Consider the following 26429-nt stretch of genomic DNA (forward strand, 5'->3'; position numbering starts at 1 on the left):
CTTTATTTATCCAGAACAGAAACGAAAAGCCGACTGTGCACTCACAGTCGGCTTTTTTCTGTTACATAATCTCTGGAATGGAAGAATATCCGGTTCGCGTTACTCTTCCTGATAATTTTTCTTTATCCGGTTTATGACGTCCGGGTCAGCGAGGGTGGACGTGTCGCCTAAAACATTTCCTGTTGCAAGATCGCGAAGCAGACGCCGCATGATTTTGCCTGAGCGGGTCTTGGGCAAGTCGGCTGAGAAGATTATCTTCTCGGGTCTTGCCAGAGCGCCGATTTTTCGGGTGACATGGTCTTTTAGTAAAGCCACAAGCTTGTCATCAGCCTTAACATTTTTACCGAGCGTCACGAATGCCGCCAGCGACTCCCCTTTCAATTCATGCGGGATACCCACAACTGCGGCTTCTACAACTGTGTCATGCTCCACCAAAGCCGATTCGACCTCCATAGTAGAGATTCGATGTCCGGCCGTATTTATGACATCATCGACTCGGCCTAAAATCCAAAAATAGTCATCCGAATCGAGCTTCGCGCCGTCGCCCGGGAAGTATATGTTGGGCCATTTCGACCAATATGTTTGAACAAACCGCTCGCGATCTCCCCATAGCCCGCGAAGCATTCCTGGCCACGGTGTTGTTATGGCAAGAAAACCGCCCCCTTCAGTTATTTGGGCTCCTTTCTCATCGAGCAATGCCGCTTGAATACCCGGAAACGGGCGAGTCGCCGAGCCGGGTTTTGTAGCAGTCAGACCGGGGAGAGGGGTAATCATGATATGGCCGGTCTCGGTTTGCCACCATGTGTCAACGATTGGACATCTCTCATGACCGATGACCTCCCGATACCACATCCAGGCCTCGGGATTTATCGGTTCGCCGACCGAACCGAGAAGACGCAATGAGGTCAGGTCATGTTTGTCCGGCCACTCGCGACCCCATTTCATGAAAGAGCGTATTGCAGTTGGGGCCGTGTAAAAGATCGAAACGCCATAATTTTCTACTATCTGCCAAAACCTGTCCGGATTTGGCCAATCAGGCGCGCCTTCGTAGATAATCTGGGTTGCTCCGTTTGCAAGCGGGCCATAGGTAACATACGAATGTCCTGTGACCCATCCGCAGTCGGCCGTACACCAAAAGACATCGTCGTCTTTAATGTCAAAGACAAGTTTTGTGGTGGCATAGACACCGGTCAGATAACCGCCGCAGGTATGCATTATCCCTTTCGGTTTTCCCGTCGTGCCGGAAGTGTAAAGGATAAAGAGTGGGGCCTCACTGTCGAGATAGACCGGCTGGCAAAAGTTTTCGGCGTCGGCCATGAGATTATGGTACCAATGGTCGCGTCCTTCTTTGAAACGGAGCAAAAAATCCCCGCGCTTCACTACGACCACATGTTCAATTGTCCGGCAGTCCGCCAACGCAACATCGGCATCGTATTTCAACGGAATTATTCCACCGCGACGGTATCCACCATCGGCAGTGATGAGCACTTTTGCCTCGGCATCGTTTATCCTGTCTTTCAAAGATTCCGGCGAGAATCCGCCAAAAACAACGGAGTGAATAGCCCCAATCCTGGCGCAGGCAAGCATCGATATCACAAGCTCGGGTATCATCGGCAGATAAATCGCAACACGGTCGCCTTGGGTGACGCCAAGCTTTTTCAGGACATTGGCAAACTTGTTGACCTCTTTATATAACCCAAGATATGTGTACGTCCGTTTATCGCCGAGCTCGCCTTCCCAGATAAGGGCGGCTTTATTTTTACGACCCTCTTTGATATGCCTGTCAAGACAGGATTCTGTAATGTTGAGTTTCCCACCCACAAACCATTCGGCATCGGGCGGATTCCATTTGAGAACTTTGGTCCATTTTTTGTGCCAGACAAGCTCTTCGGCCATTAATGCCCAGAATCCTTCAGGGTCGGATTGGGCTGTCTCATAAATAGCCGGATCATTGGCGCTGGCCTGTTTGGTGAAGGCGGCTGGAGGTTTGAATAATCGGTTTTCGGTAAGGAGGATGTCGATTGTCTTATCTGATTTGGTCTCTATCTTTTTTGTCTTTTGTGAAGTTTTGACGGTCTTGGCCATTTGAAAGTCTCCAACTCGGATTCGGTCTCGTTTTAGTCAAATATGCCGTACAATCCTGATAATTGTCAAGAAGGGAGGTGGCCTGCATCTGAGTAGACGGCAATTACTTCAAGGCCAGTGTCAGGAGCAGAGTTCGCAATCCATGTCACAAATTAGTCCGACGTGGTTACTTAGGTCATCAGCGTTCGACTCTGACATCAAAATTGAGGCTGAAACAAGCCTCAAATTGCCGTCTCTAAATTTGGCCTAATTATTGCTTCACTATAGCTCGCGGCAACTATAGCCCTTGACTTATCGCAGTATTTGGCTATACTTCTGGTAGAGGCTGAAAGAGGTAGGCTCCAATCGAGACCCTCATACATTTACTGCATAAGGCTTGTGAAAGCTGATAGTTGAAAAGAATTCAGTGTGAAAAGCTGTCCTTTGGGGAAGCAATTCCCTTCGGGATTCCGAGAACGCGCCGAGAACAACTGCTGCCGCTCTTGGTTTGAGGAAGTCGATTTAGGAGGAAAGATGAATCGATTCGGGTTGTTGTCTATATATTTACTTGCGTGTCTTCTCTGTATTGGTGTTGCTGGCAGCGTTAATGCCGACCCGCTGGTACATCCCCCCATTTTGGAACTGCCCAATGATACGGCAGTTTTTTTGTGCAAGGGAGACTCTATCTGCTATGTGGTTGCGGCCACCGACACCGATCCCCTCGAAGAACTGACGCTGAGCTTGCTCAGCGGCCCGATTAGTTTTCCGACCAAAAAATTCGACAATCCGCTCACTACAAAAATCTGCTTCAAACCAACAAGCGGGGGGACATACCGATTCATCTGGAAAATAGTCGACAATTCCGGCCGGTCGGATATCGATACCGTCATATATACAGTCTTATTCAACGATCCTCCTTCAATGCAAGACCAGTACTTCTCGACGCTTTTTTGCAGAGGAGAGTCAGTCAGGACCCTGCAAGTTGTAGCTACTGATGCCGAAAACGATATTCTCACATATAAACTGATCTCCGGCCCGGGATCTATAAATCCAGAGTCCGGCCTCATCAGTTATCTCCCGATAGCTACCGGCATATATACTTTTTCGGTTCTCGTGACCGATTTATGCGGAAGCGATATGGCCAATGTGTTCGACACCGTCGAGGTCGTCAAACCAGCAAAACTTGACTGTCCGGGGGATACCTCAATTACGATCTGCGAGGGGACCAAAATCTGCCTCTATGGTTTTTCGTCGACCTTCGATGAGACGACTGTATCACATGGCACAATTGTCAATGAGACGCTCTGTTTTACGGCTGATACATCCGGCGTCTATGTTATCAAAGTTATCGGAACCGACAAATGCGGCGCGGATACCTGTGAAACCAGAGTGACGGTAAACAAAGGCGAACTTCCGAGCATCAAAGACCAATACTTTTCGGGTAGTTTCTGTTCTGATGAGATAAAAAGAACCCTTCAGGTTATTGCGACCGATGCTGACAATGATGTTCTGACCTATGAATTGCTCTCAGGTCCCGGCTCGATCAACTCATCGACCGGTTTGATTGCGTACACACCAACAGCAAGTGGCGTTTATACTTTTTTAGTTAGTGTGAGCGATACATGCGGAAGCGCTATCGCACAGGTATTCGACACGATAGTTGTCAATCCGAAAGGGAAGGTTGACTGCCCCGGCGATACCTCGCTGATGCTTTGCGAAGGAACAAAAGTTTGCCTCCCCGGTTTCGGATCCGATTTTGAGCATACGACCGTGTCGCTGGGAACGCTTGTCGATGGCACAGTCTGCTTTACGGCTGACACGAGCGGTGTCTATGTTATTAAGTTGATAGGCAGCAATGAGTGCGGCGCTGATACCTGCGAGACACGGGTCACGGTCGGAAAGAGTACATTTACAGGATTTGTCTGTGGCGATACCGCCAACAGTAAAACTCTTAACCTTTGCTCGTCAGAAAATATTACTGTTCTCAAGGATTGTCATATAAATGGCGATCAAGTGTCGGTTATCTCATCATATGGGACATGGAATGCTCAGACGGGAAACTGGACCTTCTACGCTGATACAAGCGGATTATATACGACCTTGATCGTTGCAACCGATTCCTGTGGCGCGAGTGATTCGCTCACATTAAGTCAGGAAGTGGCAATAAACAAGCCACCCAGGATAGTTTTGCCAAACGACACCACCACGTTCTTATGCGAATCAGATTCGATATGCTTTGAATTCTTCGTGTTTGATTCACCAAGTGATATCAGAGGTAGAATTGTTGAATCGAACATCGGAAGTTTCAAGCCACAGGCTGCTCCTATTTTATTCCCACAGACCAAATTTGAGGTCTGCTTTTTAGGGGACACAGCCGGTGTGTACCAAATTATCATCACCGCCACTGACTCATGCGGTGTAACCGACAAAGATACCGTCTTAGTTACCGTCAAGAAAAACCGCGCGCCGTATATTACTATGGCCAACGATTTCACCGTCGCAAGCTGTACCGCTGAAAAAATCTGTTTTTCTGCCACCGCCGATGATCTTGATCTCAACATCCAGACTATTACTTCAAATTTTGGTATATTCGATAACAACAGCGATCGAATCTGTTTCGATGCCGACACGAATGGCGTCTACACGATCATCCTCACTGCTACCGACAGTTGCGAAGTGAGCGATCAAGACACAACCAAAGTCACGGTCACTGTCAACAAGCCGCCGACATTGAGTCTTGGACCTGATTTCACCAAAGACACCTGTGGACTCCTGTCCGAAATTTGCATAAACACCGGCATAGTTGACGAGAATATTAAATCTGTCACGACCACTTTTGGGCTTTATAATCCTAACACCAAACAGGTCTGTTTTATACCCGATTCATCCGGCCTCTACGTTCTTGTAGTAAGAGTTGTCGACGATTGCAATATCGCTGCAGTAGATACGGTCAATATAACCATCGGTCTCAACCACCCGCCGACTGTCAGCGGCTTCAATGATACGACCCTCTATATCTGTTCGCCGCAATATATCTGCCTTAATCCTTCGATCATAGATGCTGACAATGATATTGCGTCGGTGACGATCAATCAGGGGAAATTCAAAGACGGCATGTACTGCTTTGTTCCCTACGACAGCGGGACATACACGCTTATTTTAACTGTGATCGATTCCTGTGGCAATAAAGTTATAGATACGGCCAAGGTCAAAGTCACAACTGATCAAGGAATGAATGTGGTCGTCCCGAAAGACACCTCGATTTTCCTCTGCGAAGCGGATACCCTTTGTTTCCCGATAAAAAATATACCCGCCAATGCGACAATTAAAGTTCGCGGTACTGGTGTCTGGTACAATCCGGCAACCCAAACAGTCTGCTTCTACTCATCATGCTGTATCCAGAACAAGATTTATGTCGATGTGACGACACCATGCGGAAAGCGCACATTCAGCTTCACCGTCAATCTGATGACTAACAGCAAACCGCTGGTGATTCTGCCTCAGGACGGCGCGTATCAACTTTGCGACGCCAAGGAAATCTGTCTCCCGGCCGGTATTTCTGATTTGGACAAAAATATATCTTCCATTGTGGTGGAAGGCGGAACATACGACGCATACAGCAAAACAATCTGTTTTGCTCCCGATACTGCCGGAGTCTATATTATCAAAGTAACGGCTACCGACTCGTGCGGCCTGGGCGACTCCGATTTTATCCGCGCGACAGTGCGAATCAACTTCCCACCAGTTATCACGTATACCCCGACAGACAGCATTTTTGAGCAATGTAATCTCACTCAGATTTGTTTGCCGGTAAATGTTTCCGATAATGACAAAAATATCCAAAACATTACCGTCTCGAACGGCGGTGTGTATAATGCAATCAACAAAACAGTCTGTTTCAACCCACCGGGCATCGGACAGTTTTGCCTCCAGATGGTTGCCTATGACAGTTGCGGTATTGCCGATTCAGCAGACATCTGTTTCACAGTTACCGCGGGCGACTCGGTTGAGATTGCCTGCCCTGTGATAGGCACTCCTGGTCGTTCACGTGGCTCCGTGACGACCGTTATTCCGGCATTGCTCTGCGGGCCGGACTCTGTTTGTATCCCGCTTGCCGTAACAGGTGATTATTCGTCGATTTCCGTCACCGGCGGAATATATAAAGATGGTGAGATATGCTTTTACGCTGACACAACCGGTGAATACAGCTTCACGGTTATTGCATCCGGTTCATGCAACAGTGACACCTGCCAGTTTACTTATCCCGTGATGATTGAGCCATCGGTTTTCGTGAGATGCCCAGGCGATACTGCGGTAAATCTTTGTTTTAGCGATACGCTTTGTTTCCCGATCGAGACATCGGTTCCGATGACCTACCTGACAGTTCTTGGCGGAGGTTACATTGATGGAGCGAACCTCTGCGTTCCGCTCACAGTGACCGGCACAAAAATTATTACTGTCATCGCCGCAGGCGAATGCGGCTCAGACACCTGCTCGTTTACAGTCGGTACCAAACTCAATACGCCGCCAAGTGTCAAAGTTGACGACACCACGTTTACCCTTTGTGCGCTCGATAAACTCTGCTTCCCAGTTGATGTCTTTGATGTTGATGGTAACCTGAAAGAACTCACAACGTCTATCGGCTCAGTTGGAAAAGTTGCAATCGAAAATCTTGCCGCACAGGTACTGAATGAAGACGGCCAGCCGACTGTATCAACGACACCGGAATACAAGATATGCTTTACCCCAGAAGCTTATGGCACATACAATATTGTTGTCACTGCGATCGATTCATGCGGCAAAACAGATACCGACACTCTGACTGTTACTATCAATCAAGGGGATGGTGTCTCGATAGCCTGTCCGAAACTGGACTCGCTCAGTTTTTGCGCTCCGAGCCAAATCTGTCTGCCGATACCAATAACAGGCGAAACGTTTGATGTCATTTCCGGCTTTGGCGTCTGGGAAAACGACACCCTCTGTTTTGATGCCGACACAAGCGGATTCTATGCTTTTGACCTGATAGCGACATCAGGATGCAACACCGATACTTGTTTAATCGAGATTGCAATCGCGATTTCAGATTCAGTTAACATAACCTGTCCGACCGGGGATACCACCTTGGTTGCCTGTCAGTCACCGGCCGTCTTCACCTTCCGCTATTCGATTACCGGCAATCCCACCAAGATTACCATTACCCCGCCCAATGCTATATTAGAGGGGGGACTTATCAAATTGACGGTCAATCAGACTGGCTCGTATGTGGTCAAAGTTATTGTTGAAGGCAACTGTAATATTGACAGCTGTTTTTTCACTGTGAATGCCGCAATCAATACCCCGCCAGTGTTGATGGGACCTGAAGATACAAGTCTTGTCGCTTGCGTCCTGAGTACAATATGCCTGCCTATCAAAGCAGTCGATGCCGAAAATAATATCCGTGAAATTCGGTCGACACTCGGCGTGGTCGATGATTCAGTCATCTGCTTTACTCCGTCGGCATTCGGCGACTATCAAATTATTCTCTCGGCCGTCGATTCCTGCGGCGAGCGCGCAGTCGATACCTTCTTAATTTCCGTGAATCAGGGAGATTCAGTTGAAATCAACTGCCCGAACTCAACAATCCTTGTCTCGGTGATAGTTCCTGATTCGATTCGTGTCCCGCTCACCATTACGCCTGAAGGAGTGGGTGTGATAATCCAGCCCGACGGTTCGGGTTACTATGACCAGAACACCAGCGAGGTTGTTGTGTATGTGACTTCATATGGAGCGCATTCCTACCAAGTGATTGCTTCAAGTAAATGCGATGTTGACTCATGTGACCTCACTATCGAAGTCGGCGAATATTTCCCGCCGACTGTGGTGTGTATCGGGACCACAGACACAGTGCTCTGTTTGACCGAACAGGATACGCTCTGTTTGCCGGTAACAGTATCTGGTAGTGCGACCAATGTTGCCGTTTCTCCGGCAGGCGTGTACGCTGACGGTCAGGTTTGCATTCCTGTTGACACCGCCGGAACATATTTGGTTCGGATAATCGCCTCAAACGAAACCGACGCCGATACCTGCTATTCTTCAATCACAGTTACCCGCAGCAAGCCGCCTGTTGTCGACTTGCCGCCATCGCTGTCATTTGCGCTCTGCCAGTTCGGAGAGCTGTGTGTCCCGGTTGATATAAGTCAGAGTGACTATGACCTTGCTCAAATTACAGTCAACTTTGGCCGCTACGACTCGACCCTTAAATCAGTCTGCGCGACATTTGACACAACCGGATTATATACGATAATCGTCTCAGTCATCGACTCATGCGGTAACTCTTCAACCGATACCTCGCTTGTGACTGTCACTGTCAATACCCCTCCGACTGTTGGCCTTGGCGCTGATTTCAAAGAGTTCTTGTGCGCTGTATCCAGCGAGATTTGTGTGCCAGTAAATGTCTCAGATGACAACCTCGGCACTGTCACCTCCAATTTTGGGGTCTACAGCGCGGTAAAGAATACGGTTTGTTTTATAGCAGATACTTCGGGAATCTACACGATTATTGTGACTGCCACCGACACGTGCGGCCAGTCGTCGGTTGATTCAATTAGAATAGACGTTGAAAAGAATACTCCGCCCTCGATTAGCGCTTTCAAAGATACTTTGCTATACCTCTGCAAACCACGTGAAATATGCCTCCCGCTCAGCGTTCTCGACATCGATGGCAATCTGGCTTCGGTGACGGTAAATCGCGGCACGATTAAAAATGGCACAATCTGCTTTGTCCCGTATGACAGCGGGTCATATCAGTTCATTATTACTGCTACAGACTCATGCGGAGCGATCGCTGAGCATCGGGCAACGTTACGAATCAGAACCGATCAGGGAATTGCGCTTATCTGCCCGAAGGACACAGCGTTGTTCTTGTGCGAGCCTGATACGCTCTGCTTCCCAGTGGGCGGAATCCCTGACGATGCAACTGTCACAGTGTCAGGAACTGGTGTCTGGTGGGATCCGATAGGACAGAAAGTCTGCTTCTACTCCTCGTGCTGTATCCAAAATAGAATACGTGTCAACGCCAAATCAGCATGCGGACAGACATTTACGTGCAGCTTTACTGTCAATCTGATGACCAATGCCAAACCGCTGGTCATTCTGCCCCAGGACACGACTGTTGTCCAGTGTGCTCCGACACAAATTTGTTTGCCGGTCGGAATTCAGGATATTGATAAGAATCTTAAAAATATTACGGTTGTTGGCGCAGTTTATAACGCACAATCTAAGATTGTTTGTTTCACACCCAATACTGTCGGTACATACACGATAACGGTCAAGGCGACCGACTCATGCGAATTATATGACGATGACAAAATGGTTGTTCGTGTTGAAGGAAACAAACCGCCGACAATCAGCTACACGCCGGTTGACACGGTATATAATCAGTGCCAGCCAACTCAGATTTGTCTGCCGGTTTCAATTGCCGATTCCGATAGTAATCTCGGTTCAGTCACGGTAACCGGGGGCGTGTATAACGCTACTCAGGGCACAGTCTGCTTCACGCCGAACAGCTCCGGCGAGTATTGTGTCATGGTATACGCGAACGATAAATGTGGGACGAGTGACACGCTTGAAATTTGTGTTGACATTACCACAGGCAATTTTGCGGAAATTCTCTGCCCAGCCAATCCCTTCAAAGAAGACACGCTCTGCAAACCCGGTCTTGTCTGTGTTCCGCTATCTGTGACTGGAGTGAATTACTCCGTGACGGTCGAAAGCGGAACATGGGAGAGCAACCAGCTCTGTTTCAGCGCAGACACCAGCGGTGTATATACACTCAAGGTCATTGCCTCAGCGCAGTGCAACAGTGATACCTGTATTGTAAGAGTCCCCATGGTTATCGAACCTAAAATCGAGATTGTTTGTCCGGGTAACCAGAATGTCTTTCTTTGTGGTTCCGATACGCTCTGTTATCCATTGACCGTTTTAGGATCAGTAACAAATATCACCGCCAGCGCCGGTGCGTATATCGAGGGCAATAACGTCTGTGTGCCCTTTATCGTGAGTGGCAGTCGATCCATACAAGTCATCGCCAGCGGTGAATGCGGAGCAGATACCTGCGCGTTTACGATCTCAGCTACAATTAATAGGGCTCCGATTGTGACCCTTGGCAAAGACAGTGCTTTGACGGTCTGTACTTTGAACCAGATTTGTGTGCCTTTGACTATTCAAGATTTCAATAGTAATATTCGAACGATAACGACCACACTTGGGACAATTCAGGGCAGCCAGCTTTGCTTTACCCCAACCACATTCGGGACATTCACCCTAATTGTGACTGCCACCGACTCCTGCGGAGCAAGCGGCAAAGACACGATCAAAGTGACTATCAACAAAGGCGCCTCGGCTGTTATCACATGTCCCGATAATCTCCAGTTCGCATCGCTTTGCAAACCAGACACGATCTGTATCATTGCGCCCATAACACCCGCAAATGCCATTGTCACAATTCTCCCAGCTGGAACGTACAATCCATCAACCGGCACGATCTGTGTGTATGCTGACAAGAGCGGCACCTTTCCGATTAAGATTATCGCATCCGCCCCATGCGGCACTGATACGTGCGACTTCAATCTTCAAGTCACACTGAACCAAAAGCCGGTTATTTCCTGTCCCGGAGCAATTGATACGCTTCTCTGCATTGCTTCGCCGACGACGCTGTGCTTCCCAGTGACTGTCACAGGAACAGGAGTCAGTGTTACGGTCAAACCGTTTGGAACATACTCGGCCGGAACGGTCTGCCTGCCGATATCAGCTGTAGGGACATTCGCAATAAAAATCATCGGAACAGGCGTCTGCGGAGTAGACACCTGCGAAACTTCGGTGACCGTCCGCAAGGATGAGGCCCTTCGCTAACCGTCCCCTCTGGACTTAGTTTCGAACGCTGTCCCGAGGATTCGACTCCAATCTGCGTCGATGGAATATATGGCGATGACAGCCGTAGCGCCGTGACATTGAGCAAAACATGCGGCATAGGCTCGCTGGTCCTCAGCGGCTCAGATAGTGGCAAAATATGTTTTGTTCCAGACACGACCGGCATCTATACCTTCTGTGTTCAAGCTACCGACGGCTGCAATGTGACGAAAGACACCGTGTCTGTAACGATTTTGCCTAAAGATGATTGCGATGTTTGTGTCCGCTTCTCATTTGACTACGGTGAATGTTCACCTGTGGGCGTGCGCAAGAAAATAGCTCTTAATATCGAATCAAATCAGCCCATCGGCGGTTTTGAGCTTCTGTTGAGTTTCGATGCCTCGGTGCTCAGTTTCGTTGGAGCCTCAACAGTTGGAACCGCAATTAAGGATTGGGAGTATTTCACATGGAATCTTAAGAGCGCAGGTTGCGGCTCATCGTGTCCCTCGGGACTTATACGGTTTGTGGGAATAGCGGATATTAATAACGGAGCCAAACACCCACCCCTGTCGGCCTTCTCGCCCAATGGCGCGCTTGTATTCATTGAATTCCAGATTGCCAACAATCAGAACCTCGGAGATCAATTCGTTCCGGTTTCCTTTGTATGGTTTAGCTGCGCTGACAATAGTGTCTCCGACCCAACGGGAAGCACTCTGTATGTCGATAGCCGAATCTACAATCCGGGCGGCATTCTGCTGTGGGACGAATTCAATGATACCGTTTTCCCTGAAAGTAATCGACTGTTCGGTCTTGGAGCGCCAGACAACTGCTTTACCGGCGCTGGCAAGACGCCTCCGCGGCGGTGTATTGAGTTTATCAACGGCGGAGTTTGTATTATTCATCCGGATTCGATTGATGCTCGCGGCGATGTCAACCTTAATAATCTCGCGTATGAGATAGCCGATGCCGTGCTCTTCTCAAATTACTTCATCCACGGGCTCGGCGTTTTCACTCTTAGCGTCCCCGGACAGATTGCCGCGACCGATGTCAATGCTGATGGTTCCACGCTTACTGTTTCTGATTTGACATACCTCATTCGCGTTATTGTCGGCGATGCCGATCCGGTGCCCAAGACAGATCCGTATGCTGAAAACGCATCGGTAGAAACCGAAACAAGCAATGGGCAAATGACAGTTTCAACCGAAACAGTCGGGGATGTCGGCGGGGCCTATTTTGTCTACGCACTTTCAGAGAACATGGTGATAGAATCTGTGCAGTTGACCGATGCGTCCTCGCAGATGGACCTCATGTACGGAGTAGAGAACGGCCAGTTGCGAATACTTGTCTGGAATATTGGAACAGCACGAATCGAAGCTGGCAAGCATGATCTTCTCAAAATCAACTACGCTGGCGAGGCAGATGTACGGCTGGACAAGGTAGACATAGCCGATTATCATGGACGGCCATACGTCACAGGTAAGACCGCTGGAGCTGTTCCGGAAAGCTACACGCTCCAACAGAACTATCCGAATCCGTTCAATCCGACGACTACAATCTCATTCAGTCTGCCCGTATCCGGCGTGTGGAAGCTGAGCATATATAATATCAGAGGCGCGCTTGTGAGACAATATACCGGAAGTGACGAAGCTGGCTCAACGAATGTCGTCTGGGATGGTAGAACCGAACAAGGTGAAACGAGCGCATCTGGCATGTATCTCTACCGTCTGGAGGCGGCAAGCTTCTTGAAGACAATGAAAATGATACTATTGAAGTAAGCAATCCCCTCTTATCTTTCCTCTAAGGCGCCCTGCATCCGCAATCGCAGGGCGCCTTTTTTTATATCTGCTATTTGTGGTAGGCAGTACCGGCAAGAATGGTAAAGCCACGATAAAGTTGTTCAAGCAGAACCAGACGAACCACCTGATGAGACATGGTAAGGGGAGAGAGGGAAAGGACGGAATTTGCCGAGGTGAGAATCTTGTCGTCAAGGCCATATGCCCCGCCGATAAGAAAATTGACTCTCCCGCCGCTCTCGATGGACAGCCGCCTAAGCATATCTGCGAAAGCCAGCGAGTCGACGGGTTTGCCTGAATCGCTCAATGCAATCGTATAACCGCCCCGTGACATTTCCTTGGAAAACAGTTCGCCTTCCTGCCGCTTCAGTTCAGGCACAGGCAAGGCAGAGGCATTCTTGACAGAAGGCAAAATTGTAATTGAAAGAGCAGCGTATTTTAGCAGAAGCGTCTTGTAATGTTCGATACCCTCGGTTATCCAAGGATCTTTGTCCCGGCCCACAGCAATTATTGAAACTTTTAGCATGACTTCATGCCTTAAGCAGCTTGAGAATAACACGCCTCGTTCTTGGTCCATCGAATTCGCAGAAGTAAATCCCTTGCCACTGGCCAAGGATGAGTTTTCCACTTTCAACGATGACTGTGGCCGATGAACCCACAAGCGCCGTCTTGATATGCGCATCAGAGTTTCCTTCGCTGTGTTGGTAGCCGTCCTGCTGAGGAAACTCTCGTTTCAGTTTGTGCAGAATATCCCGTTTAACGTCGGGATCGCTGTCTTCGTTGATTGTGACCGCGGAGGTCGTGTGGGGAACAAAACAAACGACTACGCCGTCGGTGAATGCAGCGTCTTCGATTGCGTTCTCTACCTGCAAAGTGATATCAATCATTGCCTCGCGTGAGGGCGTCAATAAAGAAAATTCAATCATGAGGCGAAAAGGGCTTCGGCAAATTGTTTGGAGTCAAAGCGCTGGATGTCATGGATCCCCTCACCCAGCCCGACGAAATCGACCGGCACGCCTAATTCCTCGGCAATGGCTATAACCACGCCCCCTTTTGCTGTCCCATCAAGTTTGGTGATGATAAGTCCGTCACACCCGACGGCCTCCGTGAATACTTTCACTTGTTGCAGAACATTCTGTCCGGCGGTTCCGTCGACAATAAGTTTTGAAAGAATAGTGGCGTCGGGGGCGGCTTTTTCAATCACCCGTTTAATCTTTTTCAGTTCATCCATCAGATTGCTTTTGGTGTGAAGCCGTCCGGCAGTGTCGATGAGTAGAATATCTGTTCCACGTGCCCTAGCCGCCGATGCCGCATCGAAGGCCACGGAGGATGGATCCGCGCGTTCTTCGGAACGAATCATTTCGACGCCGCTCCGCTCAGCCCAAATTGCTATCTGGTCGATGGCGGCGGCTCGGAAAGTATCACAGGCTCCGATCATAACTTTTTTACCTTCGCATGAGAAGAGAGTTGCGAGTTTGCCAATAGTGGTTGTTTTGCCAACGCCGTTGACACCGGTGATGAGCCAAATGACCGGCTTACTATCGGATTTTCTGGCAAGCTGAGCGTCTTTGCGAGACAGGATTAGGGTGATTTCCTCTTTCAACAGCGCCATCAGCTCATCACCCTCGGTGATCTTTTTCTGCCTGGCGCTGATCTTTAGTTTGTCGATAAGCCTGTTGGTGGCCTGAAAACCGACATCGGCTTGGATAAGAATTTCTTCGATCTCATCGAGCAATTCATCGTCTATTTTACGGCGCAAGATGACTTCAGAAATTTTGCCAAGGATGGATTCCTTAGTTTTAGACAATGACTTTTTCAGTTTCTCAAAGGGATTAAACATTAGAGCCGCTTATGGTCTACGATTCGTGATCGCCGGATGGAGTCTTCACGCTCGGCTTGAGCCGATCTTGGATCGATTCAGGAACCGGTTCGCCATTGTCGTCGGCTACAGATCGGGTACGCTTCCATAACCTGTTTTCAAAGTTCTGAGGGTCAGATTCAATCACAGTCCGCACAGTGTTTGGTTGGCCATCTTCTGATTCTGTCTCGGCGAATTTTACTGCGACAAGCTTGGACACACCGGGTTGTTCCATAGTGATGCCGTAGAGGTTGTCCGCGGTTTCCATCGTTATTTTGTTGTGTGTGATGGTAATAAATTGCGTCTGCGATGAGAATTTGCGGATGATAGTCAGGAAGCGGCGGCAGTTGGCATCATCAAGCGGGGCATCGATTTCATCGAGAATACAGAACGGCGACGGCTTAACTAGATAGAGTGAGAAGAGCAGAGATATCGCCGTCAACGCCCGTTCGCCGCCGGACATCATGGTAATGGGCAGAAGTTTTTTGCCGTGAGGACGCGCGATAATTTCGATATTGGATTCAAGCGGGTCTTCGGGATTCTCAAGCCGAATCTCAGCCTCGCCGCCGTTGAACAATTCAACAAACAGGGCACGGAAGTTTACCTGAACCTTATCGAGCGTCTCATTGAACAACTGCTTGGCTGTCTGATTGATCTTAGTGATTGTAGTCTGAAGGTTGTTTTTGGCTGTTGTTAAATCCCTTATCTGTTCATCGAGGAATTTCTCGCGCTCGCTTGCTTCCTGATATTCATCCAGCGCAAGCAGGTTAACCGCGCCGAAGCTTTTGAGTTTTTCTTTGAGATCGACAAGATTTGCTTTGGCGGTTTCATCGGTCAGTTCACTTTCGGGCCGGCGAGACTCGATGGTTCTAATGTCAATATAGTAGTCATCGCGAAGTTTTTCGGTGATGCCTCGAGTCTCAGATTCATTTGTGTTAAGACGGATCTCAATCTGATGAAGCTGTTCGCCAAGCGTATCCTGTTCCTCGCGAAGGTTGCGAATTGTACGCTCCTGAGTTGACAAACGTTCGGCAAAACTGCTCTGCTGCTGACGGTACTCGTTCTGTTTTGCTGTATACGCCTCGCGGTGCTCAAAGGATGCTTTCAGTTCGGTTTCAAGCTCCGTGTTCGTCTTTGTGCCGACAGCAATCTCTTCGAGCAATTGGGCAATTTCCCGCTCTTTGACCAAACGGGTTTGCTCGAGTTCGGTTTTGATTTCCTGAACATGTTTCATGCGGCTTTCGGTCTGTTGTAGACGACTTTTGGCTTCGATATGAAGTACCTGAAGTTTAGCCACACGCTCCAAAGCATCGCTTGCGGCCTTTTCGACATCCTCGAGACGAGTGCCGGCCATCTTAATATTTTGAAGAAGATTATCCTTTTGATCGGATAACTGAGTGAAGTCCAATCCGAGCGAATATTGACGGTTTTGAATCCGTGTCAATTTGTCTTTGACACCTACTAATTCTTTCTCGAGGCGTTCGACTTCAGCGGTCAATGATCTCTGTTCAAAACCATGTTCATTGAGTTTATGCTGGACGGCGTCTATTTCTTCCTGGATTGATTCATTGTCAGCCGTCAATGTCCCAGACTGGGCGCGAGCTCCGGCGAGGGTAACTGCCTCGCGATTCTTTTTCTCACGAATATCAGCAAGCTGGCTGGTGAACTGAGTGATGAACTCTTCCTGCTCCTGAACCTTTTCACGACGGCGAAAAAGAGGGAAATGATCGTCGGAGCCGCCGGTGATAAGATTGTTGCCATAGAGGATGCCGTCGGTCGAGACGGCTGTAAATCCGTAGGGGAGATGGGGAAGAATGCTTTCGGGATTGGTTCCTTCGCGGAACACAAGTATGCGAGAGAGTACGGCGTCTTTTAGGGTCTTGAGATAGTCCGGAGCGGTAACAAAACTATCAAGCCAGCCAATCACGCCATCGACGTGGATTTCTGGACGTTTCACCGCCGAGTTGATAACGCCTGTATTGGGAACCAGAATGCCGATCTTCCCCTTTTTTTCAGTTTTCAAAAATGAAATAATTGCTTCGGCAGCGGACTTCTCCTGACAGATAAGAAACTGCGAAATCTCTCCCAATGCAGTCTCAAGAGCGACGTCCATTCCCGCGACCGGCACAAAATGTTCGGCGACAGTGCCCGCGATAGCCGGCCAGCGGCCTCGGTTTTGCATCGCAACGACCAAGCCTGATTCATACCCCTCATAATGGAGCATCATCTCCTCAAGAAGTGTCCTACGGGCCTGGCATGCCTCAAGCGAAGCTGTAAGGTTGGACGCCTCCATTGTAAGCTCGTTTCCATGTTCGACAAGCCGTTCCATCGTTTCAGTCAGAAAAGTTTGGGTCTGCTCAATTTCGGCGCGTTGACTCTGGAGTTCGTTCAGTCTTTTCTGATCCTGATCGACATGGGACAGAATGTCCTGACGAAGCGGATTTCCCTCAGCAAGACGCGCGGTCAATTCGGAGGCAAGCCGTTTTAGTTCATCTTCCTGTTCTTTGAGCGAGCTTTCTTCGGTCTTGCCGGAGGATAATTTTCCTTCGAGTTCAATTAACTGCTGGTTGTCTGTTTCTTTGCTCGAACGGGCGCTGTGCATCCGTCGGTCGGATTCGGCTTGACTTGTCTCGGCCTCGGCCAACTGAGCGGCAAGAATTGTGACTTCCTCTGATTGAGTCGCCAATTCGGTATCCGAGACAGCAAGCTGATCAGAGAGGGTGGCAACTCTCACGGCAGCAGTATTGATATCAGCTGTATTCTTCTCAATTATCTCATTGGCGTGGGCGGTACGGGTGCGAAGCACCGCAATCCTCTGTTCAAGCGAGTGGGCTGACTCAGATGCCGAGTAGATAAATTGTCCGACCTCGGTCAATTGTCGCTCAATCTCGCTCAATGACTGCCGATCCCCCCCAAGACTCGCTGCGGCGCTGTCCAGAGCAGTGGCCCTGCCCAGCTTTTGATCGGAGAGTTGTTTGGAAGAGCCTTTTAGCTCGCGCTTTTCCTTGTCAAGAGAGTGCACTCGCTGAGTGGCGAAGTACAGCTCCCAATCCTTTATTTCGTTGCGAACTTCGCTGTATCGCTCGGCCTTTTTCTGCTGGCGATGGAGCGAATTCACGCGAGTCTTGACTTCTGAATGAATATCTTTCAGACGAAGAAAATCATTTTCGGTTGCTTCGAGCTTTCTCAAAGCGGCGCGTTTGCGATGTTTGTATTTGGTGATACCGGCCGCCTCCTCGAACAGGAAGCGACGTTCCTCGGCTTTATCCGAAATGACTGATTCGATCATATCCTGTTGAATTACCGAATACGAGTGCGCGCCCATCCCCGTATCGACAAAAAGCTCGGTGATATCTTTCAGACGGCAGGGAATCTTATTCAGCAGATATTCGGATTCGTCGCTTCTGAAAAGCCGGCGGGTAATCTGAACCTCGTGGTATTCAGTTGGCAAAACCCCGCGATCATTGACAACGGTAAGCGTGACTTCGGCCATGCCCAACGGCTTCATTTCACGTGTGCCATTGAAAATAACCTCTTCCATCTTGCCACCCCGCAACAAAGTCGGTCTCTGCTCGCCCAGCACCCAGCGAAGGGCATCGAGGATATTGGTTTTTCCACACCCGTTCGGGCCGACAATAGCAGTCACACCCTCAGAAAACTTCACGACAGTTTTATTTGGAAATGATTTAAAGCCGAGTATTTCTAATTGCTTTAGGTACATGGTCCCTTTCTTCAGCCGTTGGTTGCCACAGGAGAGCCATCGAGAGTCCGATTCATAATGGCCGCCAACGTTTCAAGCAGCGAACGATAAATATTCCGTTCATCGCGAAGATATTTCGATTTGATTTCGAGGTTGTAAAATGGCTCTCCGATATGATTTCCTCGTCCGATACGAACGGCGTTTGGGAAATGGAGGAGAACCGTGGATGTAAAGTTCGTTTGTTCCAGACTCAAGTCCATCACAAGGTCAAATTTGTACTCCTGGAGTGATTTCAAAAAAGTCGGCTTCGGAAGTCCAGCCCAGGTCAGTTGGTCCATAGCAGGGGTGAGCAAGTGGAATCCCTTCCGTGGATAAATGTCCGTCACCTGTACCCCGGGCACAGCGAGGAGTGTGATGTCGGCGGTCTTAAAGAGACTTGCCAGTTGAGGAAGGAATTGCTTTACAAGAGTCAGCTCGCGCAACCCTGGAGGAAGACAAACAAGAATATGTTTTGTGACCATGAGATCGCCCGGAAAGGAGCGGCTGGTTGGCTGCATTTGCTTGCGGAAACGTCGCAGATAAAAATCGGCCACAATTTTCCTGATGTTGAATATAGGCTTTTTCATTTATCTCCCTGCTCCTTGTACGCCGCTTTGGAGTAGTGTGTCGCCCGCTCGTCCAAGCATCGTATCACTTTGGGATTGAGAAATCTCCTCGGGCATGAGGAAGGATGTATAATTGCTTCGATTGACTTCGACCCGGGTCGCCCTACGCGTGCCTGGATCGCTCAGATCAGCTTTTTTCCCGTTGAGACGAATATCCACAGCCTCCGGTATTCCAATACTGATTATTAACACCTCCTCGGCATCAATCTGATAGTCTTTGCCAATCACAAGGTCCCCGTTTATGACCGTGTCACCGTCGGCCAGAATCATCGCTGAGGACTGCACACGAGTCATGATGCTGAGGGTGAGTCCGCTTATTGAATCCAAGGGGGGATTGAAATTCTGTTCGTTTGAATTGCCCGCATTTGACGAAGATCTAACCCCGGGGCTGACAGAGCTGCCATTCGAGGCCTCTGTTTTATCCGTCACCGAACGGAACAATGCAAGCCCTAGTATACCTAACACGATAAAAATGAGAATCAGCACCCAACTGCTTTTCTTCGCTGGTTCAATAATATTCTCCTCGATCTTTTGGAATCTCGACTTCTTTGATCTTTCGGGGGGCGCAGGAGGCGGGGCGTTTGCTGCGCGCTCGGCGTCTTCTGCGGCCTCTCGTTCGCCAATCTCCTCGCGGATGGCATCGACAGTACGGGTGTAGTCGATACCAAGGTAGGTCGCGTATGATTTCGCAAAGAGCATGAAGTACAGTTCGGCAGGTAGTTTACTCGCCGAGCCGTCTTCGACATAGCCGAGATTCGTCTCGCTGATTTTCAGTTCATTAGAAATCGTGGACAACTCAAGTTTGCGATGGAGTCGCTCCTGCTTGAGAAGATTGCCGATTTTTCCATATAATTCATTCATGTCGCATCATTCTATCACCCAATTTTGAGAAGTACTTCCCCCGCCAGACGATTGAGCAGAACACGGGGTAGACCAATGACAGTATCAAGATTCCCCTCGATTCTGTCAACTAAAAACGTCCCCATCCCTTGAATTCCGTATGCCCCAGCTTTATCCATGGGCTCGCCTGTTGCCACATACTCCCACACTCTGTCGTTATCAAGTATATGAAACCGGACTTCGGTGGTATCGTAACCGCTCATGAGAGGAATACCGTCGGCGGCTAAGCTTAGGGCCGAAACGACAGTGTGAGATTGTCCCGATAGAGCCATCAGGGTGTGAAACGCATCAGCTTTTGTAACTGGTTTCCCGAGTATTTTGTTCGCCAGAACAACAATGGTATCACATCCAATTACCACAGCATTTGTGGTGATTCGCCCGAAAACTTCGCCAGATTTTTCCTCTGCCAAACGCACAGCGTATTTGCGCGGATCTTCCAAATCACGGGTGGATTCATCAATTTCGGGAGCAACTTGAGTGAATTCTATGCCTGTTTCCTGGAGCAAAGTGACTCGGCGAGGTGAAGCGGAACCGAGGATTACCGGGCGGAGAGTGGCGAGACGGCGAAGCTCTTCATACATCATGGTCGAGAATAATTGTCACAGGGCCATGATTTGTAAAGGTCAAATCCATTTTTCTGCCAAACTGACCGGTTTGGGTGTCAAGTCCCGAAGTTTTCATCTTTTCTACAAAGATATTATAGAGTTTCGCCGCTGCAACAGGTTCCATGGCGTCAGTGAAGGCCGGGCGTCTTCCTTTTCGGGTGTCGGCATAAAGCGTAAACTGCGACACAATCATAATTTGAGCCTGTAGGTCTAAAACCGAGAGGTTCATTTTTTGCTCGCTGTCTTCAAATATCCGCAAGTTTATTGCTTTGTCAGCCAGTGAGGTACACGATAGCTCATTGTCGCCCGTTTTGGTGCCAAATAATATTAGAAGACCTTGTGCGATAGAGCTATAAAGCTCTCCGCCGATCCATACCTGACATCCTATAACTCGCTGTAATACCAGTCTCATTAGCCTGATCGTTCCTTTGTGTTCAGTATAACAGCCCGCAAGGAACTAGGAAATGTTTATTCAGTGAGTTCTAGACAAGAAAAAGGCTTGCTGGAACCTTGTTTTCCTTGCATTGTTAGAGTAGTTAATAGGAAAGAAACACAATTAGCGTAGATAGCGAGGCATTTAGTATTTATGAAAAAACCGGTAGACATAACTGATGACAGCTTTGAGATGGAAGTTATCCAGTCAGGAACGCCCGTTATAGTCGATTTCTGGGCTACATGGTGCGGTCCATGCCGAATGATAGCCCCAATCCTGGAGGAAGTGGCCACCGAATTGGGTGATAAGGTGAAAATCGCCAAATTGGATATTGATCACAATCATGTGATAGCCGGGAAGTACAATATTATGTCGATTCCGTCGCTTCTCTTTTTCAAGAACGGCGAGGTTGTCGATCAAATGACCGGAGCTTTTCCAAAAGCACAGATTCTCGCCCGTCTTCAAAAGGTGCTCGTTTAACTCCAATCGGTTACAACGATCCAAAATAAAGCTGACCGCAGACTCCTAAATAGAGTCCGCGGCTGGCTTTTAGTATTCTCGATGCATAAACGACTCTCAGTCATGGCTAATGTATAGATCCGTCACAACAGATTTATGAATCTTAAAGAAAATACTCCTGAGTGAGAGTCAAAATCGGTCTAAAAATAGGATAAACACAAACCAGAAGACTTGGGCGGGACTGTATCTCGATGCTCAGACTGCCGATAGAGTAAACTATATGTGGAAGAACAACCGATATCGTCCTGAAGGCGGCCTGTCCATAGGCCCGGGAGCAATCTCTCCATTCATTAAAACGATGTTAATCTTTAACATCGCGGTTTTTGTCCTTCAAATACTCATTCCCGGACTGAGCGAGATTTTTGGACTGAGTCCGGCGGTATTCTTTGAGCGTTTTCCAAATCTGCTCTATCAACCGTTTACCTATATGTTCCTCCACGGCGGCTTCGGTCATATTTTCTTTAATATGTTCATGCTGTGGATGTTCGGCACCGAAGTCGAGCACTCGATGGGTAGCAAGTCATTTGGGCGGTTTTATATACTTGCTGGGCTGGCTGGAGCATTGTTGACTTTGATAGTTCATCCGAGCCAAGAGGCAGTCATGGTCGGAGCTTCAGGAGCAATAAATGGTGTACTCGTTGCCTACTGGATAATGTTTCCCACTCGCCTTCTCTATATCTATTTTCTTTTCCCGGTTCAGGTAAAATGGGCAATTCCAGGTCTTATGTTGATAAGTTTTCTCTTTGGAGGATCAAATATCGCCCATATGGCTCACCTCGGAGGAGCTGTGTGCGGATTCATTTACCTGAAAGAAAACTGGCGCTGGGCTTCTTTTGGAAGCAGATTTAAAAACTTGCGCTACCGTCGTCAATCCGCGAAGCTTGAAAAGAAGCGGCAGGAAGCGTCAGAGATTATGAAACGAGTAGATACGATACTGGATAAAATAAACGAAGTCGGCATAGAAAATATTAGCAAGGCCGACCGTAAGTTTCTCGAAGACGCCTCATCTGAATTGTCGAAACAGAAAAATTTGTCCAAAAACTGAGCCTGTCCCATGCGAAAAAAAGTTCTTCTTGCAGAAGCATCTGAGTCGACCCGCAGAGTCGCCGATTTAGTATTGAAGCAAAACGGCTTCGAGGTTATCGCCGTGGCAACCGCCGAGCGGGCCAAGGAAGTCCTTCAGTTCACGCGTCCGGATATTCTTGTCATTGGCTCAGGACTCACCGGTTCCGATATGCAACCTTTCTACGAAAAAGTGCAGGCCGATTCCAAATTGACATCAATTCCCATGCTTCTGATTCAGTCACCGCATTCGAGCGATCTTCCCTTTCCGCCAGAGGTTATAATTCCACAGCCGCTCGAACCACATGACTTCATTGCACGAATACAGACATTTATTGGACAGTCAACCTCGGGTGGGAAGGCCTCCGAAAAAATCTCTTTTGAATCTCCCCATATAGACGACAATACGCTTGATGAAGCGCTGGGAATAGGAAGTATCGAGGTGACAGACTCTGAGGTTATGGATCGGACATCCACTAGTACTCCGAGAAAGCCGAAGACTTCAGAGAAAATGATAGGATATGACCATATCGAGGAACACACTGATCAGCATATAGATTCGATGAGCATCAGAGACAACGATCTGAGTTCAATCCGCTCGACAAATTCTTCACGTTCCGCCGATCGTGGCACGGGCCAGATTGAAATTGTGAGAGATCAATATGGATTGGTTGATGCGCCGGAGCCGCAACGAGCCTCTCATGGCCCGTCGGATTATGATTGGTTTGTCAATTCAATGCAGCAGGACAATACCGTGGCACCGCCCAAGCCTGTTGCGCCGAAGCACGCCCGATCAGCGCCCGTAGTCGATTCGGGTAAGCTCCGCATCAAGGAAACGTCCACGATTATCAATCCTGTCACAAAGCCGATCACCCAACCAGTGCCTACCTCCCAGCCGCCTGTTCCACAGAATGATTCACGGCACACCACAGGTGTCGAAAAATTCATCGACGAATTCAAGAAAGAAATCGAATTATTCAAATCAACAGAACCTGAGAGCGTGGTGGTTCAGGAAACGGATTCACTCAAAGCGCCGCCCTCGGGTCCGACATGGGAAGAAAAGATAGAGATAACCAGTACCGACCAGATCTCTGTCTTTACCCGTCAACTTTCTGCAGACCTCGCGGAACGGTTGGCTGAAAAGATTGCCTCCAAAATCGATCCTGATAAATTGATTCAACTTATTAAGTCCGAGCTTTTGGCGCGTCATCTCAAGCCCTGATATTTTTTAACTGGTGACGCCTCTGCTATCTGAATCCCAACATTAGTTCGCTGCGTGACTTATGGGCGGCCATATATTTTGAGGAGGATTGTTCCATGGAATTATTTGTAAAAACATCTCATGACACTTGACTGAATCATAGTAGCTTTTTATATTCTTATCAGAAATAACCATCAACGTCTGGTATGGAAATGATGACTTCAAAGAAGAATGGATCAGTAATTGCAATCTGCGTTCAGGAGCCCTCCGAGGATGGTTCTCGAATGGATTTGGGCGCCATCAAAGGTGAGGATCTCCATTTTCTCCACCAGGCTTTTATTACCGACACCGTGGCCAATGCGCTGAGTATTATCGCGACAGAAGTGCGGCTTTATCATTCCGATCTTCAGGAACAGAAGCGCTTCATTGCCATGATCGACGATCACCTCTGTAAGAAATTGAATGGCGCGAAAGCGCAGGGACTTAAAGATAGATTTACCACCCACGAACTTTCGCATGAAGGATGGGGAAATCGAATTGAGAAAGTTTTCAAAGACTGTTTCAGCCAGGGATACAGCAGCGTGCTTGTCATTGGCAGCCGTACTCCGACGATCACGCCGAAAATGATGAAGACAGCCCTCAAGATGCTCAAAGAGTGCGATGCCGTCTTCGGACCTACACCGGAAGGCCGATATTATATTATCGGAATGTCCGGCTCTGCGCAGATAAATCTCTCTGAATTGGATTGGACGTCGCCGTCGGTTTACCACGACGTGGCCGCGGCCTTTACGCAAAAACATCTGACCTGGTCAGAGCTTGAGATCTGGTATGCTGTCGAAAGCGCCGATGAGCTTGAATTTTTGGCGCGCGATATCAATCAGTACCGGTTCGAAGGGGACGAGGAAACCGCGAGAGAGACCGAAGCCGTGATGGAGCGGATAATAGCCCGGATGTAATTTACATGGAAAGACAGCTTCAGAAACTAAGCTGGCTGACAGTCCAGAAACTTGTCCCCGCTTCGATAGACACGCTCATTCTGCCGGTCGGCACCGTCGAAGCTCATGGCTCGGCCTGTCTTGGAACCGACAATTTTATTCCCGAAACAATTTCAGATGGTATTGCCGAACAACTCAACGCGCTTATTGCGCCGACAGTGAACTACGGAATAACCCGTTCGCTGGCGCGCTATCCTGGCGGGTCAACAATCAAACCGGAAACATTCTCACTCTATATCAGAGATATTCTTGATTCTTCAGCTAACAGCGGATTTAAAAACATAATCATCATGAATGGACATGGCGGCAATAATTCGGCGCTGAAATCGACGGCACTGGATTTTCATTACGCCAAAAAATGTAACGTGGCCGTTATTCACTGGTGGGAACTGTGCGCTCAGATGACCGAGCAATTCTTCGGTCATGCCGGAGGACACGCAGGAACCGATGAAACGGCGATGGTTCATGCTGTCGACCCGTCCCTCGCCGGCAGATCGACCTACTCGCCTGAACTCGCTTACACCTTCAGGGCGGGCGCGGATATATATCCTGTCCCGGGCACTATTCTTCTCTATAAAGAAGGGGAAGGATATCCTGAATTTGATGAGGAGAAGGCACGCCAGTACCGCTTGAAAGTCATCGAGACTGTCGGTGCGTTTTGTGTGTCGGTGGTCGATCGCTGGCGCAAAGCCGGGTTTTAGCTCTTTATCCAATACTATGCCTTTATCCTGTCAGTCTCCCAGTGAGATAGAGTAGGACAAAGGGGCAGTTCAGTTTTAATCTATTCGCGCGGTACGTACCGGTTTGCGCGTTCAGATTAAAATCACACCACCAGGCAAGCCTGCCCGCTATGGCGGGGTTTGCCATAAGAAATCAAGATAGAATGTACATCTTAAAAATGGTCGATATAGACGATTCGCATCTCACGGGCGAAGGTCTCTGCTTCTCGTCGGTTCACAAAGAGATCGCGTGCCATGATTTCAATTTCAAGATTTTCAGTGAAAAGCCATTTGAGCGACATATTCATGTAGCCGCGTCCCCGACCTGAAATTTCAGAGAATGTCCCGTTGTCATCATTGAAGGCGGCATCGTATTCGACAAGGAAAGCCATGTTGTCGTAGAAGGTGGCATCGAATCCTGCAAAGAGATTTACTTCTTTGTCAGCGTCTATTTTATTCTCAAGCGAGTAATTTATGCCAAGGTGCCAGCCTGACGTCCAATTGAAGAAATAGAAATTGCGGCTCGCGACAGCGTAAAATCCGCGAGACTTAAAGGTATATCTCTCATAGAGGTCACTGTAGTTTCCCATCCCTTGGTCGGTGAAGCCGACGGTCATGGCGGGCAGATAGGCCAGTTCATCGACAATGCGGAATTTCAGACTAAATCCGATTCTCGGATTTGAATTTAGCGTTCTATTTGACAGGACATTGTCGCCCCCGAATGAAATGCCAAGCTGAAATCTATTGGAGAGGCCGATATCTGTATACCCAAGTCCGCCACCATTTTGATAGAGACGCACACCGATATTAAAGTTGGCGCGGGGAAGAGTGCCCGCGGTCGGCAAGTCGACCAATGTTCGGGGCGGAATGTCGTAAAGGGTGTGACGGCCGTCATTAACAGACGCAGGCTGACGATTGTCGTATGGCTCCTGGGCGCTGGAGAACTGGAATAGCGAGAGTAAAAATATTGTGCTCGCCCCAAGTAAAGACAGTGTTCGCTCTCTAATATTCATAATAATTGAGTATAGA

The 26429-nt window shown here is 48.7% G+C and carries 17 protein-coding genes; 7 read left to right on the plus strand and 10 right to left on the minus strand.

Features of this window, described 5'->3' with window-relative positions; all coding sequences use genetic code 11:
- Window positions 1–99 precede the first annotated feature (99 nt).
- Entirely contained in the window at window positions 100–2085 is a 1986-nt protein-coding gene (gene acs, locus SGI97_06125) for an acetate--CoA ligase (protein MDZ4723462.1), read from the minus strand.
- A 513-nt stretch (window positions 2086–2598) separates the two neighbouring features.
- Between acs and SGI97_06130 the strand changes: the two genes are divergently transcribed.
- Together SGI97_06130 and SGI97_06135 are read left to right on the plus strand one after the other, a co-directional pair.
- Window positions 2599–10953 carry a hypothetical protein gene (locus SGI97_06130; protein ID MDZ4723463.1) on the plus strand — a complete coding sequence of 2785 codons (8355 nt, stop codon included), beginning with the start codon at window positions 2599–2601 and terminating at the stop codon, window positions 10951–10953.
- Between the two features lie 92 nt (window positions 10954–11045).
- A complete protein-coding gene (locus SGI97_06135; protein MDZ4723464.1) occupies window positions 11046–12725 on the plus strand; it encodes a T9SS type A sorting domain-containing protein in 1680 nt (559 codons plus the stop codon).
- Window positions 12726–12795: 70 nt separating this feature from the next.
- Here SGI97_06135 and SGI97_06140 read toward each other — a convergent pair whose 3' ends face one another.
- The 8 genes from SGI97_06140 to dtd are packed head-to-tail and all read right to left on the minus strand — an operon-like array spanning window position 12796 to window position 20883.
- Window positions 12796–13269 carry a 23S rRNA (pseudouridine(1915)-N(3))-methyltransferase RlmH gene (locus SGI97_06140; protein ID MDZ4723465.1) on the minus strand — a complete coding sequence of 158 codons (474 nt, stop codon included), beginning with the start codon at window positions 13267–13269 and terminating at the stop codon, window positions 12796–12798.
- 4 nt (window positions 13270–13273) lie between these two features.
- Window positions 13274–13669 (minus strand): secondary thiamine-phosphate synthase enzyme YjbQ, encoded by a 396-nt coding sequence (locus SGI97_06145; protein ID MDZ4723466.1) that lies wholly within the window; start codon window positions 13667–13669, stop codon window positions 13274–13276.
- Entirely contained in the window at window positions 13666–14583 is a 918-nt protein-coding gene (gene ftsY, locus SGI97_06150) for a signal recognition particle-docking protein FtsY (GenBank protein MDZ4723467.1), read from the minus strand. Before ftsY ends, SGI97_06145 begins: the two co-directional genes overlap by 4 nt.
- Before the next feature lie 16 nt (window positions 14584–14599).
- The gene (gene smc, locus SGI97_06155) at window positions 14600–18322 is read right to left on the minus strand and encodes a chromosome segregation protein SMC (GenBank protein MDZ4723468.1); all 3723 of its coding nucleotides are present in this window, start codon (window positions 18320–18322) and stop codon (window positions 14600–14602) included.
- An 11-nt stretch (window positions 18323–18333) separates the two neighbouring features.
- Window positions 18334–18927: a hypothetical protein gene (locus SGI97_06160; protein MDZ4723469.1), complete on the minus strand. Its 594-nt coding sequence runs from the start codon at window positions 18925–18927 to the stop codon at window positions 18334–18336.
- Window positions 18928–19827 carry a DUF4115 domain-containing protein gene (locus SGI97_06165; protein MDZ4723470.1) on the minus strand — a complete coding sequence of 300 codons (900 nt, stop codon included), beginning with the start codon at window positions 19825–19827 and terminating at the stop codon, window positions 18928–18930. It lies immediately after the preceding gene.
- Between the two features lie 14 nt (window positions 19828–19841).
- On the minus strand, window positions 19842–20450 hold the full coding sequence (locus SGI97_06170) for a nucleoside triphosphate pyrophosphatase (protein MDZ4723471.1): 609 nt from the start codon (window positions 20448–20450) through the stop codon (window positions 19842–19844).
- Window positions 20440–20883: a D-aminoacyl-tRNA deacylase gene (dtd, locus tag SGI97_06175; GenBank protein MDZ4723472.1), complete on the minus strand. Its 444-nt coding sequence runs from the start codon at window positions 20881–20883 to the stop codon at window positions 20440–20442. The genes SGI97_06170 and dtd overlap by 11 nt, the downstream gene beginning before the upstream one ends.
- 174 nt (window positions 20884–21057) lie before the next feature.
- On the opposite strand from dtd, the gene trxA reads away from it, so the two are divergent.
- From trxA to SGI97_06200, 5 genes are all read left to right on the plus strand, one after another.
- Entirely contained in the window at window positions 21058–21384 is a 327-nt protein-coding gene (gene trxA / locus SGI97_06180; GenBank protein ID MDZ4723473.1) for a thioredoxin, read from the plus strand.
- Between the two features lie 259 nt (window positions 21385–21643).
- Window positions 21644–22468, plus strand: a complete 825-nt coding sequence (locus tag SGI97_06185; protein ID MDZ4723474.1) for a rhomboid family intramembrane serine protease — start codon at window positions 21644–21646, stop codon at window positions 22466–22468.
- 9 nt (window positions 22469–22477) lie between these two features.
- Window positions 22478–23707: a hypothetical protein gene (locus SGI97_06190; protein ID MDZ4723475.1), complete on the plus strand. Its 1230-nt coding sequence runs from the start codon at window positions 22478–22480 to the stop codon at window positions 23705–23707.
- Between the two features lie 263 nt (window positions 23708–23970).
- Window positions 23971–24642, plus strand: coding sequence for a DUF2064 domain-containing protein (locus SGI97_06195; protein MDZ4723476.1), 672 nt, complete (start codon window positions 23971–23973; stop codon window positions 24640–24642).
- Between the two features lie 5 nt (window positions 24643–24647).
- Complete coding sequence (locus SGI97_06200; protein ID MDZ4723477.1) at window positions 24648–25382, plus strand: creatininase family protein; 735 nt, start codon at window positions 24648–24650, stop codon at window positions 25380–25382.
- A 191-nt stretch (window positions 25383–25573) separates the two neighbouring features.
- Here the strand turns inward: SGI97_06200 and SGI97_06205 are convergent, their stop codons facing one another.
- Window positions 25574–26413 (minus strand): YjbH domain-containing protein, encoded by an 840-nt coding sequence (locus SGI97_06205; protein MDZ4723478.1) that lies wholly within the window; start codon window positions 26411–26413, stop codon window positions 25574–25576.
- Between the last annotated feature and the right edge of the window lie 16 nt (window positions 26414–26429).

This window comes from Candidatus Zixiibacteriota bacterium (genome assembly GCA_034439475.1).
Taxonomy (GTDB): Bacteria; Zixibacteria; MSB-5A5; order GN15; family FEB-12; genus JAWXAN01.

What these genes read in the sequence shown, in the direction of transcription:
- acs (MDZ4723462.1), bottom strand. Translation starts at nt 2,085, where the DNA reads ATGGCCAAGACCGTCAAAACTTCACAAAAGACAAAAAAGATAGAGACC.
- SGI97_06130 (MDZ4723463.1), top strand. Translation starts at nt 2,599, where the DNA reads ATGAATCGATTCGGGTTGTTGTCTATATATTTACTTGCGTGTCTTCTC.
- SGI97_06140 (MDZ4723465.1), bottom strand. Translation starts at nt 13,269, where the DNA reads ATGCTAAAAGTTTCAATAATTGCTGTGGGCCGGGACAAAGATCCTTGG.
- SGI97_06145 (MDZ4723466.1), bottom strand. Translation starts at nt 13,669, where the DNA reads ATGATTGAATTTTCTTTATTGACGCCCTCACGCGAGGCAATGATTGAT.
- ftsY (MDZ4723467.1), bottom strand. Translation starts at nt 14,583, where the DNA reads ATGTTTAATCCCTTTGAGAAACTGAAAAAGTCATTGTCTAAAACTAAG.
- smc (MDZ4723468.1), bottom strand. Translation starts at nt 18,322, where the DNA reads ATGTACCTAAAGCAATTAGAAATACTCGGCTTTAAATCATTTCCAAAT.
- SGI97_06160 (MDZ4723469.1), bottom strand. Translation starts at nt 18,927, where the DNA reads ATGAAAAAGCCTATATTCAACATCAGGAAAATTGTGGCCGATTTTTAT.
- SGI97_06165 (MDZ4723470.1), bottom strand. Translation starts at nt 19,827, where the DNA reads ATGAATGAATTATATGGAAAAATCGGCAATCTTCTCAAGCAGGAGCGA.
- SGI97_06170 (MDZ4723471.1), bottom strand. Translation starts at nt 20,450, where the DNA reads ATGATGTATGAAGAGCTTCGCCGTCTCGCCACTCTCCGCCCGGTAATC.
- dtd (MDZ4723472.1), bottom strand. Translation starts at nt 20,883, where the DNA reads ATGAGACTGGTATTACAGCGAGTTATAGGATGTCAGGTATGGATCGGC.
- trxA (MDZ4723473.1), top strand. Translation starts at nt 21,058, where the DNA reads ATGAAAAAACCGGTAGACATAACTGATGACAGCTTTGAGATGGAAGTT.
- SGI97_06185 (MDZ4723474.1), top strand. Translation starts at nt 21,644, where the DNA reads ATGTGGAAGAACAACCGATATCGTCCTGAAGGCGGCCTGTCCATAGGC.
- SGI97_06190 (MDZ4723475.1), top strand. Translation starts at nt 22,478, where the DNA reads ATGCGAAAAAAAGTTCTTCTTGCAGAAGCATCTGAGTCGACCCGCAGA.
- SGI97_06195 (MDZ4723476.1), top strand. Translation starts at nt 23,971, where the DNA reads ATGGATTTGGGCGCCATCAAAGGTGAGGATCTCCATTTTCTCCACCAG.
- SGI97_06200 (MDZ4723477.1), top strand. Translation starts at nt 24,648, where the DNA reads ATGGAAAGACAGCTTCAGAAACTAAGCTGGCTGACAGTCCAGAAACTT.
- SGI97_06205 (MDZ4723478.1), bottom strand. Translation starts at nt 26,413, where the DNA reads ATGAATATTAGAGAGCGAACACTGTCTTTACTTGGGGCGAGCACAATA.